The 15657-nt window shown below is 58.5% G+C and carries 14 protein-coding genes; 10 read left to right on the forward strand and 4 right to left on the reverse strand.

Translation table 11 applies throughout. The features are described from left to right. Window positions 1-13 precede the first annotated feature (13 nt). The 7 genes from ACP7B0_RS19605 to ACP7B0_RS19635 all read left to right on the forward strand — a co-directional run bounded on the left by ACP7B0_RS19605 (window position 14) and on the right by ACP7B0_RS19635 (window position 8778). The gene (locus ACP7B0_RS19605) at window positions 14-1609 is read left to right on the forward strand and encodes an ABC transporter substrate-binding protein (protein WP_426143262.1); all 1596 of its coding nucleotides are present in this window, start codon (window positions 14-16) and stop codon (window positions 1607-1609) included. A 159-nt stretch (window positions 1610-1768) separates the two neighbouring features. Further along, entirely contained in the window at window positions 1769-3148 is a 1380-nt protein-coding gene (locus ACP7B0_RS19610; protein WP_426143263.1) for an OprD family porin, read from the forward strand. 74 nt (window positions 3149-3222) lie between these two features. After that, window positions 3223-4818 carry an ABC transporter substrate-binding protein gene (locus ACP7B0_RS19615; RefSeq protein WP_426143264.1) on the forward strand — a complete coding sequence of 532 codons (1596 nt, stop codon included), beginning with the start codon at window positions 3223-3225 and terminating at the stop codon, window positions 4816-4818. Between the two features lie 74 nt (window positions 4819-4892). Further along, window positions 4893-5903, forward strand: a complete 1011-nt coding sequence (locus ACP7B0_RS19620; RefSeq protein WP_426143265.1) for an ABC transporter permease subunit — start codon at window positions 4893-4895, stop codon at window positions 5901-5903. Window positions 5904-5913: 10 nt separating this feature from the next. Continuing rightward, window positions 5914-6825, forward strand: a complete 912-nt coding sequence (locus ACP7B0_RS19625; RefSeq protein WP_426143266.1) for an ABC transporter permease subunit — start codon at window positions 5914-5916, stop codon at window positions 6823-6825. Window positions 6826-6835: 10 nt separating this feature from the next. After that, complete coding sequence (locus ACP7B0_RS19630) at window positions 6836-7804, forward strand: ABC transporter ATP-binding protein (RefSeq protein WP_426143267.1); 969 nt, start codon at window positions 6836-6838, stop codon at window positions 7802-7804. After that, window positions 7804-8778: a peptide ABC transporter ATP-binding protein gene (locus ACP7B0_RS19635; RefSeq protein ID WP_426143269.1), complete on the forward strand. Its 975-nt coding sequence runs from the start codon at window positions 7804-7806 to the stop codon at window positions 8776-8778. Before ACP7B0_RS19630 ends, ACP7B0_RS19635 begins: the two co-directional genes overlap by 1 nt. 186 nt (window positions 8779-8964) lie before the next feature. Here the strand turns inward: ACP7B0_RS19635 and ACP7B0_RS19640 are convergent, their stop codons facing one another. Together ACP7B0_RS19640 and ACP7B0_RS19645 are read right to left on the reverse strand one after the other, a co-directional pair. Further along, window positions 8965-9861, reverse strand: a complete 897-nt coding sequence (locus tag ACP7B0_RS19640) for a LysR substrate-binding domain-containing protein (protein WP_426143270.1) — start codon at window positions 9859-9861, stop codon at window positions 8965-8967. A 117-nt stretch (window positions 9862-9978) separates the two neighbouring features. Then, window positions 9979-10569 carry an NAD(P)H-dependent oxidoreductase gene (locus tag ACP7B0_RS19645; RefSeq protein ID WP_426143272.1) on the reverse strand — a complete coding sequence of 197 codons (591 nt, stop codon included), beginning with the start codon at window positions 10567-10569 and terminating at the stop codon, window positions 9979-9981. 395 nt (window positions 10570-10964) lie between these two features. On the opposite strand from ACP7B0_RS19645, the gene tspO reads away from it, so the two are divergent. The 3 genes from tspO (at window position 10965) to ACP7B0_RS19660 (ending at window position 13829) form a co-directional block, all read left to right on the forward strand. Continuing rightward, window positions 10965-11405 (forward strand): tryptophan-rich sensory protein TspO, encoded by a 441-nt coding sequence (tspO, locus tag ACP7B0_RS19650; RefSeq protein WP_426143273.1) that lies wholly within the window; start codon window positions 10965-10967, stop codon window positions 11403-11405. Next, window positions 11405-12418, forward strand: a complete 1014-nt coding sequence (locus ACP7B0_RS19655; RefSeq protein ID WP_426143274.1) for an alpha/beta hydrolase — start codon at window positions 11405-11407, stop codon at window positions 12416-12418. The genes tspO and ACP7B0_RS19655 overlap by 1 nt, the downstream gene beginning before the upstream one ends. Before the next feature lie 418 nt (window positions 12419-12836). Continuing rightward, window positions 12837-13829 (forward strand): NAD-dependent epimerase/dehydratase family protein, encoded by a 993-nt coding sequence (locus ACP7B0_RS19660; RefSeq protein ID WP_426143275.1) that lies wholly within the window; start codon window positions 12837-12839, stop codon window positions 13827-13829. A 51-nt stretch (window positions 13830-13880) separates the two neighbouring features. On the opposite strand, the gene ACP7B0_RS19665 is transcribed toward ACP7B0_RS19660, so the two are convergent. Together ACP7B0_RS19665 and ACP7B0_RS19670 are read right to left on the reverse strand one after the other, a co-directional pair. Continuing rightward, a complete protein-coding gene (locus tag ACP7B0_RS19665) occupies window positions 13881-14807 on the reverse strand; it encodes a 2-hydroxyacid dehydrogenase (protein ID WP_426143276.1) in 927 nt (308 codons plus the stop codon). Next, window positions 14804-15568 carry a class II aldolase/adducin family protein gene (locus ACP7B0_RS19670; protein ID WP_426143277.1) on the reverse strand — a complete coding sequence of 255 codons (765 nt, stop codon included), beginning with the start codon at window positions 15566-15568 and terminating at the stop codon, window positions 14804-14806. The genes ACP7B0_RS19665 and ACP7B0_RS19670 overlap by 4 nt, the downstream gene beginning before the upstream one ends. Window positions 15569-15657: the final 89 nt, after the last annotated feature.

Raw genomic sequence — 15657 nt, forward strand, 5'->3', positions numbered from 1 at the left:
GATATGGAGCATCATGAATAAAAATATCGTCACGGCGTCATTGTTCGGACTTGGCCTGGCCAGCGCACCTTTTGCCCAGGCGGCCAGCAGTCTGGTGTTCTGCTCGGAAGGCAGCCCTGCCGGTTTCGACATTGCCCAATACACATCGGGCACGGACAACGATGCGGCCGAGCCTATCTACAATCGGCTTACCGAGTTCGAACAAGGCGGCACGGGCGTTGTTCCGGCCCTGGCGACAAACTGGGACGTCTCGGACGACGGTCTGGTTTATACGTTTCACCTGCGCGAAGGCGTGAAATTTCACAGCAACGCGACGTTCAAGCCCAGCCGCACTTTCAATGCGGACGACGTGCTGTTCACGTTCAACCGCATGCTCAAGCCGGATCATCCATTCCGTGTCGCTTACCCGACGGAATTTCCGTACTTCAACAGCATGGGCCTGAACAAGAATATCAAGTCAGTCGAAAAAAACGGCCCGCTGACCGTTGTCTTCACGCTCAACAAGGTTGATGCGGCTTTTATCCAGAACGTTGCGATGAACTTCGCTTCGATTCTATCCGCCGAATACGCCGACCAGTTGCTCGCCGCCGGCAACATGCGTGACATCAACCAGCAGCCCATCGGCACGGGTCCGTTTGTATTCCAGCGTTATCAGAAAGACTCGCAGATTCGCTACAAGGGCAACAAAGAGTTCTGGGACCCGAGCCGCGTGAAGATCGATCAGTTGATTTTTGCCATCAACACCGACGCCTCGGTCCGCCTGCAAAAGCTCAAGAAGAACGAATGCCAGGTAACGCTCAATCCGCGTCCTGCCGACGTTCAGGCCCTCAAGGACGACAAGCAACTGAAGGTCATCGAACAGGCCGGTTTCAACCTGGGTTACATCTCCTACAACGTGCGTCATGAACCACTGGGCAATCTGCACGTGCGTCAGGCGCTGGATATGGCGGTCAACAAGCAAGCCATTATCAATGCGGTGTATCAGGGCGCGGGCCAACTGGCCGTCAATGCCATGCCGCCGACCCAATGGTCCTACGACGACACCATCAAGGATGCCGGGTATAACCCGGAAAAAGCCCGAGAACTGCTGCGCGCCGCGGGCGTCAAGGAAGGCACCGAGCTGACGCTCTGGGCCATGCCGGTTCAGCGCCCGTATAACCCGAATGCCAAGCTGATGGCTGAGATGCTGCAGGCCGATTGGGCCAAGGTCGGCATCAAGGTGAAGATCGTCAGCTACGAATGGGGCGAATACCTCAAGCGCACCAAGAATGGCGAGCACGACATCTCGCTGATCGGCTGGACCGGCGACAACGGGGACCCGGATAACTGGCTGGGCACGCTGTACAGCTGTGCGTCCATTGGCGGCAACAACTACTCGATGTGGTGCGACGAAAAATACGACGCACTGGTCAAGGCCGCCGTCGCCACGGCTGACAAGCGCCAGCGCACCGACCTCTACAAACAGGCGCAGCACTACCTGAAACAACAAGTGCCGATCACGCCGATTGCACACTCGACGGTGAACCAGCCGCTGCGCGCCGAAGTCCAGGGCTTCCACGTCAGCCCGTTCGGCCGCAATAACTTCTCCGGCGTCAGCGTCACCGAATAAACAGTTTGATCCGTTCGGACTCGCTGCCTTTTCCGCAGGCAGCGCGTTCCACTGTTCCAGCGATTCATGTTTTCGATAAAAAACAGGGCCATAAGCCCGGTGCCATCAAGCCAGCCCATAAAAACTGGCGTTAATAAAAGCAGTAAAGGGAGCGTCACCGTGAAAAAAGTCAACACCGCCGCAGTCGCCTTGTCCCTCGCTACATTGAGCGCGATGGCCCAGGCAGAGTCCACCAGCCAGGCGTTTGTGCCCACTGAGCTCAGCTCGAAAAACGCACAGGCCGAGGCCAACGGCTTTTTTGAAGATCAACACCTGACCGGCACCACGCGCAACTGGTACGCCAACGAGTTGGGTCGTCGCGATACGAGCTTTTCGTACCGCAAAGGCGGTGACACACCGACACCTACGTCGCGCCGGATCAACTGGGTGCAAGGCACCATCGTTGATTACACCTCGGGCTTCACTCAAGGCACGGTCGGTTTCAGCACGGAGCTGGCGCTGTACAACGCCATCGCTCTGGACCGCGACCGCAAGGACATGGCTGGGGGCTCCAACCGCACACTGACCGAAAACGACGGTGACGCCGTAGGCCAGTGGAGCAAAATGGGCCTGGCCAACGTCACGGCGCGCATCTCCAACACCACCCTGACCGGCGGCCGCCAGTCGGTGAACACGCCGGTTATCGCTTACATTGGCAACCGTGCGCTGCCATCGAGCTTCAACGGTTTCGCCCTCAAGAGCGACGAGTTCAACAACCTGTCGTTCCAGGCGGGCAGCTTCGACCGGGTTTCGCCCCGTACCGAACAGAGCATGACCAAGTTCCGCTCTGAATACGCCAGCACCACGGCCTTTTCCGATCGCATCGACATGGCCGGCGTCGATTACAAGCCGTTCGAGAGCCTGACCACCAGCCTCTACGCCTCGAACGTGGAAGATTTCTGGCACCAATACTACTTCGCGTTCACCCACGAACTGGGTGACACCGATGTACTGGGCCTGAGCTCCAGCCTGAACTACTACAAGACCAAGGATTCGGGTCAGCGCAAACTGGGCCCTATCGACAACAACACCTACAGCCTGTCCTTTACCGCAACCCACCAGGCCCATAGCCTGACCCTGGCCTATCAGGAAGTCGACGGTAACGAATACTTCGACTACGCCCACGAAACCAACGCGATCTTCCTGGCGAACTCCCTGCTCTCGGACTTCAACGGCCCGAACGAGAAATCCCTGCAGATCGGCTACGTGCTGAACATGGCGCAATACGGCGTGCCGGGTCTGAAGTTCAACATCTATCAGGCGCGTGGCTGGGGCATCGACGGTACTCACTACAAAGGCACTGCCTATGACGTGAAGAACATGGACGGTGAAAAGCACTACGAATATGGCGTTGGTACGTCTTATACGGTACAAGACGGCCCGCTCAAGGCGACCGCCGTTCGCGCCACCTACACCACGCACCGCGCCAGCGAATTCCAGGCGGATGGCAGCCTGAATGAATTCCGTCTGGTCACCACCATTCCATTCAACATCCTGTAAGCGGCATCAACAAGGCCGGGCGGGCGGCGAGCGCCAGCCCGGTTTACAGGCGTCACTTTAACGGAGGGTTCCTATTGAAACTGTTATCTCTACGCAACTCAGTTGCACTGGCACTGTTGAGTGTCGCGGTCGGCGTCTCGGCAAAGCCTCTGGTGGTCTGCACCGAAGCCAGCCCCGAAGGCTTTGATATCGTTCAGTACACGACAGCGGTCACGGCCGACGCGACGGCAGAAACCCTCTTTGACAAACTGGTGGCGTTCAAGCCCGGCACCACGGAAACCGAACCGAACCTGGCCGAGAGCTGGGACATCAGTGAAGACGGCCTGACGTACACCTTCCACCTGCGCAAGGGCGTCAAGTTCCAGACCACCGATTACTTCAAGCCCACCCGCGAAATGAACGCCGACGATGTGCTGTGGAGCTTCCAGCGCCAGCTGGACCCCAAGCACCCATGGCACGAAAAATCCCTGACCGGCTTCCCGTATTTCGAAAGCATGGGCTTCAATGAGCTGCTCAAAAACATCGAAAAAATCGACGACCACACCGTCAAATTCACGCTGACGCGCCCCGAGTCGCCGTTCCTGCGCGACCTGGCCATGCCGTTTACCTCGATCTACTCGGCTGAATACGCCGACCAGTTACTCAAGTCGGGCAAGACCGGCGAGCTGAACAGCAAACCCATCGGCACCGGGCCGTTCATCCTGACCCGCTATGCCAAGGACGCCCAAGTTCGCTATAAAGCCAACCCTGACTACTGGAAGGGCGTGGTACCCAGCGAAGCGCTGATTTTTGCCATCACGCTGGACAGCAATGTCCGCCTGCAAAAGCTCAAGGCTAACGAGTGTCAGGTGGCGCTTTATCCAAAGCCGGACGACATTGCCAGCATCAAGGCTGACCCCAATCTCAAGGTCGACGAGATGGAAGCCATGATGACCAGTTACATCGCCATCAACACCACACACAAATACCTCAGCGATGTGCGGGTACGTGAAGCGATCAATCTGGCCTTTGATAAAGAAGCGTATATCCGGGCGCTGTTTGGCGAAGGCAAGGCCACGGTAGGCGTAAACCCGTACCCGCCGACATTGCTGGGTTATGCCAACGACATCAAGAATCCACCGTACGACCCGGAAAAGGCACGGTCACTGCTTAAGGAAGCGGGCGTACCGGAAGGTTACGAGTTCAGCCTGTTCCTGCGCAACGGCGGGGCGGTCACCAACCCGAACCCGGCGCTAGGCGCACAAATGATGCAGGCTGACCTGGCGAAAGTCGGCATCAAGCTCAATCTGAAGGTTCTGGAATGGGGCGAGATGCTCAAACGCGCCAAAGGCGGCGAGCACGACATGGTGTTCGCGGGCTGGGCAGGCGACAACGGCGACCCGGATAACTTCCTGACGCCTAACCTGAGTTGCGCCGCGGCCAGCAATGGTGAGAATTACGCCCGCTGGTGTAACAAGGCGTTTGAAGCAGCGATTTCCAAGGCTCGGGAAAAGACCGATCCGGCAGAACGCGCGGCCTTGTATGAGCAGGCACAGCAGATCGTTCGCAAGGACATGCCATGGATAAGCCTGGCGTATCCGAAACTGTTTACCGCAATGCGCAAGAACGTCGAAGGCTACCAAATCAGCCCGCTGACCAATAACAACTTCGCCACTACCAGGGTGAAGTAGAAGAATAATCCGGCGAACTCATAACCTGAGCCCCGCCGGAACACGCCTAACCGGCCGATGAGGTACACGAGAAGATGTTTAGTTTTATTGCCCGCCGAGTGGGGTTACTGATCCCCACCTTCTTCGGCATCACCTTGCTGACCTTCGCCCTGATTCGCCTGATTCCGGGCGACCCGGTCGAAGTCATGATGGGTGAACGCCGGGTCGATCCGGAAATGCACGCCCAAGCCATGGAACGCCTTGGTCTTAACAAGCCGCTTTATGCGCAATACATCGATTACGTCGGCAAGCTCGCTCATGGCGATCTGGGCGAATCGTTGCGTACACGGACCAGCGTCTGGACCGAGTTCACCGCACTGTTCCCGGCCACCCTGGAACTGTCGCTGGCGGCGTTGATCTTCGCGGGCATTCTCGGGCTGCTGGCCGGGGTCATTGCGGCGTTGAAACGAGGGTCCCTGTTCGACCATGGGGTCATGGGTATCTCCCTGGCGGGATACTCGATGCCGATCTTCTGGTGGGGCCTGATCCTGATCATGTTCTTCTCGGTCAGCCTGGGCTGGACGCCGGTCTCCGGGCGTATTGACCTGCTCTATGACATACCGCCCAGAACCGGCTTCATGCTGATTGACACCCTGCTCAGCGATGAAGAAGGGGCGTTTCTGGATGCATTGCATCACCTGATTCTGCCCGCCATCGTCCTGGGCACCATTCCGCTGGCGGTGATCGCCCGGATGACCCGTTCTTCGATGCTCGAAGTGCTGCGTGAAGACTACGTGCGGACCGCTCGCGCCAAGGGCCTGTCACCGGCTCGCGTGGTGTTCGTGCACGGCCTGCGCAACGCGCTGATCCCGGTACTGACCGTGTTCGGCCTGCAGGTCGGCACTTTGCTGGCCGGTGCGGTACTGACCGAAACGATCTTCTCCTGGCCGGGTATCGGCAAGTGGCTGATCGAAGCCATCGGCGCGCGGGACTACCCTGTGGTGCAGAACGGCATCCTGTTGATCGCCTGCCTGGTGATCCTGGTCAACTTCGTGGTGGACATCCTCTACGGCTTTGCCAACCCACGCATTCGTCATCAGCGCTGAGATCATTCCTATGACCACCACTACGCCTTCGGTAGCAGTCGATCAAAGCCTGCTTTACCCCTCGCCGTACAAAGAATTCTGGCAAGCGTTTGCCAAGAACAAAGGTGCCGTTGCCGGCCTGATGTTCATGATCCTGATCGTGTTCTGCGCATTGTTCGCACCCTGGGTCGCGCCGCACAACCCCAGCGAGCAATACCGCGACTTCCTGCTGACCCCGCCGGTCTGGCTTGAAGGCGGCCAATGGCAGTTCATCCTGGGCACCGACGAACTGGGTCGCGACCTGCTCTCGCGTCTGATCCAGGGTTCGCGCCTGTCGCTGCTGATCGGCTTGTCATCGGTTGTGATGTCGTTGATCCCGGGCATCTTCATGGGCCTGCTGGCGGGTTTCTTCCCGCGTATCCTCGGCCCCTCGATCATGCGCCTGATGGACATCATGCTCGCCCTGCCCTCGCTGCTGCTGGCGGTGGCCATCGTGGCAATCCTCGGCCCAGGCCTGATCAACACCGTCATCGCGATCGCCATTGTGTCGCTGCCTTCCTACGTTCGCTTGACCCGTGCTGCGGTGATGGGCGAACTGAACCGCGACTACGTGACCGCTGCACGCCTGGCGGGCGCCACATTGCCACGCCTGATGTTCATCACCGTGCTGCCTAACTGCATGGCGCCGCTGATCGTGCAGGCGACCTTGAGCTTCTCCTCGGCGATTCTCGACGCCGCCGCGCTGGGCTTCCTGGGCCTGGGCGTACAACCACCGACGCCTGAGTGGGGCACCATGCTCGCTTCGGCCCGGGACTACATCGAACGTGCCTGGTGGGTGGTAAGCCTGCCCGGTCTGACCATTTTGCTCAGCGTGCTGGCAATCAACCTGATGGGCGACGGGCTGCGCGATGCGCTGGACCCGAAACTCAAAAATGCCGCCTGAGGAGATTCGTATGTCACTTCTAGAAATCAAGAATCTCAACGTCCGCTTCGGCGACGCCACGGCGGTGCCGGTTGTCGACGGCCTGTCCATCAGCGTCGAGAAAGGCGAAGTCCTGGCCATCGTTGGCGAATCGGGCTCGGGTAAATCCGTGACCATGATGGCGCTGATGGGCCTGATCGATCACCCCGGCGTGGTCACTGCCGACTCCCTGAACTTCGATGGCAAAGAGCTGCTGCAACTCAATGCACGTCAGCGTCGCAAGATCATCGGCAAAGACATGGCGATGGTTTTTCAGGACCCGATGACGGCGCTGAACCCCAGCTACACCGTGGGCTTTCAGATTGAGGAAGTCCTGCGTCAGCACCTGAACATGTCGGGCAAGGCGGCACGTCAGCGCGCCCTTGAACTGCTGGAAAAAGTGGAAATCCCGGGCGCCGCTGCGCGTCTGAATGCCTATCCGCACCAGCTGTCCGGTGGTATGAGCCAGCGTGTGGCGATCGCCATGGCGATTGCGGGCGAACCCAAACTGCTTATCGCCGACGAACCGACCACTGCGCTGGACGTGACCATTCAAGCGCAGATCATGGACCTGCTGTTGAGCCTGCAGAAAGAGCAGAACATGGCGCTGGTGCTGATCACCCACGACCTCGCCGTGGTGGCCGAAACCGCCCAGCGCGTGTGCGTGATGTACGCCGGTCAAGCGGTTGAAGTCGGCAATGTTCCCGGCCTGTTCGACGTGCCCGGTCACCCGTACAGCGAAGCGCTGTTGGCGGCCATTCCAGAGCACAGCATGGGTGCTGAACGTCTGGCGACCTTGCCGGGCATGGTTCCCGGCCGTTACGACCGCCCGCAAGGCTGCCTGCTCTCGCCCCGCTGCCCGTACGTGCAGGATAACTGCCGGACCCAGCGCCCCGGCCTGGACCCGAAAGCCCATAGCCTGGCCCGTTGCTTCTATCCCTTGAATCAGGAGGTGGCGTAATGAGCGTCGTCCTAACCGCCCGTGACCTCACCCGTCACTACGAAGTCTCCCGCGGACTGTTCAAGGGCCATGCGCTGGTTCGCGCCCTCAATGGGGTATCGTTCGAGCTGGAAGCGGGCAAGACGCTGGCCGTGGTCGGTGAGTCCGGCTGTGGCAAGTCGACCCTGGCACGGGCGCTGACCCTGATCGAGGAGCCGTCATCCGGCTCGCTGAAAATCGCGGGCAACGAAGTCACCGGCGCCACCAAGGAACAACGCAAGCAATTGCGCAAAGACGTGCAGATGGTGTTCCAAAGCCCGTATGCCTCGTTGAATCCTCGCCAGAAAATCGGTGATCAACTGGGCGAACCGCTGCTGATCAACACGAACCTGTCCGCCGCCGAACGGCGCGAGAAAGTGCAGGCGATGATGGCCCAGGTCGGTTTGCGCCCTGAGCACTACCATCGCTATCCGCACATGTTCTCCGGGGGGCAGCGTCAGCGTATCGCCCTGGCTCGGGCCATGATGCTGCAACCCAAGGTATTGGTAGCGGACGAACCGACATCGGCGCTGGACGTGTCGATTCAGGCGCAGGTGCTGAACCTGTTCATGGACTTGCAGCAAGAGTTCAAAACCGCCTACGTGTTCATCTCACACAACCTGTCCGTGGTGCGTCACGTGGCCGATACGGTATTGGTGATGTATCTGGGTCGACCTGCGGAAATGGGCCCCAAGGAAGAGATCTACAACCGTCCGCTGCACCCGTATACCCAGGCGCTGCTGTCCGCGACACCGACCATTCATCCTGATCCGCTCAAACCCAAGATCAAGATCATTGGCGAGCTGCCCAACCCGCTCAACCCGCCCAGCGGCTGCGCGTTCCATAAGCGCTGCCCGTATGCGACCGAGCGCTGCGCCACCGATGAACCGGCCTTGCGTCTGGTGGACAACCGCCAGGTTGCCTGCCACTACGCCGAGCAGTTTGTGGCAGCGTAACGGCTAACTGCCGGCCTCCTCCTTGGGGCCGGCTTAACCGGGAATGGTTCGTCAGCCCGTGGGACCGGCTTTAGCCGGGAAGAGGCCAGGACCTTCGCTGCATCGGCGTCGCCTGACATACCCCTTCCCGGCTAAAGCCGGTCCCACGGTGGTGTCAGGGGTGTCCGTGCAAACGCCTACACTGCGCTAAACCGCATACCCCGCCATCTTCTGCTGAATGAAATCCAGAAAGCACTGAATCCTCAAGGCCAGCTGCGAGTTGCGGTAGTACACGGCGTTGATCGGTTGGCGATAACCGGTATTGGCATCGGGCAGGATGATCTTCAGCCGACCCAGACGAATGTCTTCGTGGGTCATGAAGTGCGACAGGCATACGATGCCTTCACCGGCCAGCGCCAGTTGGCGCAGGGTCTCGCCACTGGATGCGCAGATGGCGGGCTTGATGAGCAATCGGTCACCCTCGGCATGGCGTAGCGGCCAATGATTGAGGGTTTCGGTTTGGGTGAAGCCCAGCAACACATGCCCATCCAGGGCCTGAACGCTGTCTGGCGTGCCATGGCGTGCAAGATACGCCGGGCTGGCGAGGATATTCAGCGGGCTACTGCCCAGCGAGCGCGCGTGCAGTGTGGAATCTGCCAAGGTGCCGATGCGGATGGCGACGTCGGTGCTTTGTTCCAGCAAGTCGATAATCAGGTCGTTGCTGTTGAGTTCCAGCTGGATGTCCGGGTACAGCTGCCGAAATTCCGCAATGTAGGGCACCACTGAGTGCAGCATGAAAGGCGACGCCGCGTTGATTCGCAGACGTCCGGCCGGTGCCTGATGGCGCATGAACAGGCGTTCTTCCAATTCTTCCATCTGGGCCAGAATAAGCTTGGCCCTTTCCAGAAAGAATTTGCCCTCTTCCGTCAGGTCCATGCGCCGCGTGGTGCGGTTGATCAGTGTGGTTTCCAGCTTGGCCTCAAGCCGTGACAAGGTCCGACTGATGGCCGACGGGGTTTGTCCGATATGTTCGGCGGCAGCGGAAATCGACCCGCTTTCAATCACCGAGATGAATACCTGCAACTCATCAGAACGCGCCTTCATTGTCGCTCCCCACTCAAGCCAGGCTCGATAGTAGCGGTGTTCAACGCAAAGAGCAGCGTCGGTGTTGACCTCGGGCCGCAGCGGTCATTTCCGTGACCGCCGTGCCCCGACCCGCCATCAGACAGCCACGGCAAACACCTTGGCCAGATGCGCCTCATAACGCTTCACGTCAGACTCGACATCAGGGGCTTTCATCACATCCACCGCCAGGAACGTGGGCAAGGCGGTCATGGCCAGAAACTCATTGGCCTTGTGAAACGGAAAATAAACCGCATCCACGCCCTTGCCTTCGAAGAAATCCGCCGGATCATCGAATGCCTGTTGCGGCGCATTCCAGGTGGCAGAAATCATGTACTGCTTGCCCTTCAACAATCCGCCACTACCGTAACGCTGCGACGCGTCGGAACGGGTGCGGCCATCGTTGGCGTACAACGTGCCGTGGCCCTGGGTGAAGACTTCGTCGATGTATTTTTTCACGGTCCAGGGCGCGCCCATCCACCAGCCTGGCATCTGATAAATGATGACATCGGCCCACAGGTACTTTTGCACCTCCTCGGCGATGTCGTAGCCGCCATCGATGAACGTCTCTTTGACGTCGAAGCCTGCACGATCCAGAAACGCCAGACCGGCTTCATGCAATGTGCCGTTGTAGCGGCCATCGGAATGAGCGAATTGTTTGCCGCCGTTGAGAAACAGAACTTTTTTCATGCTTGCCTCGTTAAGTACCTCACGCTGCAAGCCACTGCTGAAAAGGCTTGTATTGAGGTTCAGTAAAAGATGGCCGCAGTGTACGGAGGGGCGCATGGAAGAATAAGCACCGCAGAAGCAAATGGCTTTTGCTTGAAAGTCACGAATGACATGGAGATTATTGCCTTAACGTTCTCGGACTCTTCATTCTGAACGAACCATACGAGTTCACCCTGCACGCCCACACAAAACCCGAAAAATCCGCAGCATTCCAGGCGCGTTCAGCGGCTATGTCGAAGCCAGCCTGAGAAATGTCATTCTCCCATCCAAACTTTTCGCGTCCCCAGGCGTCCTTTCTTGGTACTGCCGACATGGCTCTGCTACCCCGGAAAGCTGATTTCAGCTAAGGATTGGTGATGACCTTTTTTATTTTTCTTCTGGCCTGCGGTGCCGCCGCCAGCACAGGGATCCTTTTCAAGCCGGGCCAGTGGTACGAATCGCTGACGAAACCCGGCTTCACACCTCCCAACTGGGTGTTTCCGGTGGCGTGGTCGATTATCTATCTGTTGCTTGCCTGGGCCGGGTACAGGCTGTCCCTGATCCCCGGAAGTCAGACCGCGCTGGCGTTATGGGCGGCGCAGATTGCCCTCAATACGCTGTGGACACCGGTGTTTTTCGGTGCGCACCAACTTTTCGCCGGTATGGTCATCCTGACGCTGCTCTGGATGGTGGTCGCGACGATGGTGGTGCTGGCCATGCAGCTTGATGTGATCGCTGGCCTGATTCTGCTTCCTTACCTGGCATGGCTGAGTGTCGCCGGGGCCCTGAATCTTTCCATCTTGCGCAATAACCGCTGATGACGAATTTCGAACGAGAGACTCAAGCGCCTTGGCCTGCTGACGAGCAGGCGTTGCAGCAAGCACGTAGTTTCAATGAAAAGCTCGCCTGGTTGCCGCGCTTTCGGATTCGCAATCGCATCACGCCACGGGTGATTCAGGGGTTGTTGCGCGCCGGCCAGATCGGTCGCACGGGTAAATTGCTCAAGCATGGGCTCAAGGCTGAAACCAGACTGATTGGTGACGGCGTCCCGGTGCCCGTTCGGATCATCAGGCCCAAAGGTCAAGCAAAGGGCGTGGTACTGGATTTCCATGGGGGCGGATGGGTGATCGGTAATCCGCAGATGAACGACGATCTTAACCTCGCCATGGTCAATACGTGTGACGTCACGGTCGTTTCGGTGGATTACCGGCTTGCGGTATCGACCCCGATTGAAGGGCTGATGGAGGACTGCCTGTCTGCGGCTCGCTGGCTACTGAGCGACGACTCTGGAGAGTTTGCTGACCTGCCCGTTATCGTCGTGGGTGAATCGGCAGGGGCTCATCTTGCGGCGGCAACGTTGCTGGCGTTAAAAAAATCGCCCGATCTGCTTCGGCGGGTGAGCGGTGCGCTGTTGTATTACGGTGTCTACGATTTGACGGGAACGGCGAGCGTCCGCACAGCGCCCCCGGAAACGCTGGTGCTGGACGGGCCGGGCATGGTTGAAGCGTTTCGCATGCTGACACCGGGCTTGGATGATGAGCAACGGCGGCAACCCCCGTTGTCGCCGCTGTATGGCGACTTTACGGACTTTCCGCCAGCGCTCATGTTTGTCGGCGAGCTGGACCCATTGCGGGACGATACCCTCGACATAGCACGGCGGTGGATCAAATCCGCACCTGTTGAGGTGCACTTGTTACCGTCTTGCCCCCATGGGTTTATTCATTTCCCCACTGCAATGGCCGAGAGTGTGCTTGCGCACAGCCGCACGTGGATAACGGCGCGAATCAACGCATGGACGCCTCAGGCATCTTTTAAGTTGAGTCAGAAATGAGAGTCATTCGGGAACTCGTCGACACCGTTTGTCTGTGTTTGGACTTGGGCTGATCGCACTGTTTAAAAGAGCACCACTCATTTCAAAATTGCAATACGAACGCAGAAACGGAGGTCTGCGTTCACCGGACATCCACCCTTTATATGTATCATCACATTTACACTTTCTGATCAGTTCATCTGTTAATTGACTTTGGTGTCCGACGGACGAAATGCACACAACCCATTGAATTACATGACATTAGGTGCGCCGACATATAAAACTTTACCGCTCACCCGTTACACAAATGATAAAAAATAGAAAGTCCTTCATTAGTTCACTAGACAGTTATCCACAAAAAAAACTACTCTATTGAAAAGCACCTGCCTCCGTTAAAAAAGAACAACGTCCGTCCACAAAAAAAGAGCGGACTAAGTCTTTGACCATCACTATCAGGAAGATTATGAAAATACTCGTTACGGGCGGGACCGGCTATATAGGAAAGTCGCTGCTGGGAAAGTTAACGACCGGGACAAACCACGATGTTTCAGGCACGAGCCGGACGCCCCCAACCGCGCCATCCCCTGCCCCGCTGATTGCAGTGGGCGATTGCTGCGCAACCACGGATTGGTCCGCCGCCCTGCAAGGCGTTGACGTAGTGATCCATGTGGCCGCCCATCTCAAGACACTCAGCAGCAGCGCCCACCAACGGGCCCAGCTCTGGCAAACCAATGTCGAAGGGACTCTGGCCCTGGCCCGACAGGCACTGGCAGGCGGGGCAAAGCGCTTCATCTTCATCAGTTCCATTGGCGTCAATGGGTCACGCACAACAGATGCTCCGTTCAACGAACGTTCGATACCGGCCCCCGAGGACGACTATGCACGGTCCAAACTTGAGGCCGAGCGGGGGCTAATGGCGTTGTTTGAAGGCACGGCCATGGAACTTGTGATTATCCGGCCACCGCTTGTTTATGCCGCCCATGCTCCCAGAAACTTTCCCCGCTTGTTGAAGTGGGTGGCCTCCGGCTTTCCTTTGCCCTTTGCGCTGATCAATAACAAGCGCAGCATGATTGCACTCGACAACCTGCTGGACTTCATCACGCGGTGTATCGAGCACCCCGCCGCCGCCAATGAACTGTTCCTGGTTTCCGATGGCGCAGATATGTCCACGGCTCAGATAGTCTGCCAACTGGCCGCCAGCATGGGGGACCGGGCCCGTTTGGTGCCGGTGCCCGACTGGCTGATGCGTTGGGTGGCCAGACTGGTGGGCAAGTACCCTATGTATTCCACGTTATGCGCATCGTTGGTAGTTGATTCCAGCAAGGCACAACAGTTGCTCAACTGGACAGCACCGCTCACGCCTAGTGAAGCACTGCGCAAAAGCGGGCGCGAGTACAAGCCGCACAGGTTATCGACACCGCTGCGGCAGTAACCGAGCCACTGCGGATGATCGGAGCGGGCTGTGTGTCGGACGTCTTCTCGCTTAATACCCCTGCTGCGAATCCACCTGATTGGCGAGGGAAGCCCCCGCCTCCAGGCACTCAAGGTTGTGCAGAATCTGCGCAGCGATCACTTCATAGGACGCCGATGAGGCAATGTGCGGCGTCAGGCAAATACCCGGATGACGCCAGAATGGATCTTCAACCGGTAGCGGTTCCTCTTCGAAGACATCCAGCAAAGCACCGCGCAGTTGAGCGCTGTCCAGGGCAGCGAACAGATCGTCAGGTATCAAGTGCTCGCCCCGACCGCAATTGATCACCACCGAGCCCTTCGCCATTTGCGCAAAGGTCTTGCTTCCAAGAATCCCCACGGTTTCAGGCGTGAGCGGCAACAAGCAGACCAGAATGTCCAGTCCCTCCAGGAATGCGTTGATTTCCCCCGTCTGAAAAGTCGTCACGCCCTGGATTTGCTGCGCACGTCGCGCCCAGCCACGCGTATCAAACCCCAACGCGGCCAGTTGCGAGGCGACGGCACGCCCCAATTCACCCAGCCCCATTACACCGACTTTGGTTTCTCTGGCAGGACGCTGTGCCGGGCGATCCCACAACACCCGCGCCTGATTCTGAAGCATCAGATCGAAGCTGCGGTGGTAATGCAGCACGCCCCATAACACGTACTCGACCATGCCCAGTCGATGATCCGGGTCGACGATGCGACAGACCGGCACCTGCGGCGCACGGCTGGGGTCTTTGAAAATCTGATCGGCACCGGCGCCGATGGAATGGATCAGGCGCAGGTTGGGGTACATACCGAGACTGCCCGGTGGCGGATTCCAGCACAGGGCAACGTGCGCACGTTCCGCGCCCGCTTCCCCCGGCCAGACGATGTCCAGTTCCGGCCGTTGCACCAGCAGCATTTCGCGAACCTGATCAAGACCGTTGCCACTGCCCAACAACACCAACGGCTTCATGAGCAGTACTCGCTGCGCTGGCCGTCGATCATCGTCAACGCCGCTGCCCAGGCCAGTTCGGTTATGCCTTCGTCATCGTCTTGCTCGAACTGCTGAGCCGTGTGCTCACAGACCTGCGGATCGGGCTGCACCAGCGGCACACCCCCGCTCAGTGCCTGAACCTGCGCCTGACAGGCACGCTCCAGAAAATAGATAGCGGAAAACGCCTCGGCCGCAGAGCCGCCCGTGACCAGCAAGCCGTGGTTACGCAGGATCATCGCGCTCGTGGTGCCCAGGTCGGCCACCAGCCGCTCGCGCTCGGCGATGTTCGTGGCGATGCCTTCGTAGGTGTGATAACTGAGGCGATTGTAGAATTTCAGCGCATGCTGACTCAGCGGCAGCAAGCCGGCGGCCTGAGCCGAAACTGCAATACCCGCGGCGGTATGAGTGTGGATCACACAATGCGCATCAGGACGCGCCGCGTGAATCGCCGAATGGATCACGAACCCGGCGCGGTTGACCCGGTGATGAGGGAAGAACTCGTCAACGACATTGCCTTGGCCGTCGATCTTCACCAACTGGCTGGCGGTCATGCGTTCGAACAGCGTGCCGTAGCGATTGATCAAAAAATGCCCGGACTCCCCTGGCACGCGCAGGGAGATGTGCGTGTCGATCAGATCGGTCATGCGCAAGTGGGCCAACAAGCGATAAAGCGCAGCCAGTTCGCAACGGGCGTTGCGTTCGGCTTCCGGCATGTGCAGCGGCAATGCAGTAGAGGACATGGGGCTTACCATCAAGAAAGGTCATGGCGTGTTTCGTGCAGTCTTTTTAAGAGCAAAGGTCGAACAAGCACAATGTTCGATTCCTTATA

The organism is Pseudomonas sp. DWP3-1-2, assembly GCF_049896285.1.
In the GTDB taxonomy this organism is placed as follows: domain Bacteria; phylum Pseudomonadota; class Gammaproteobacteria; order Pseudomonadales; family Pseudomonadaceae; genus Aquipseudomonas.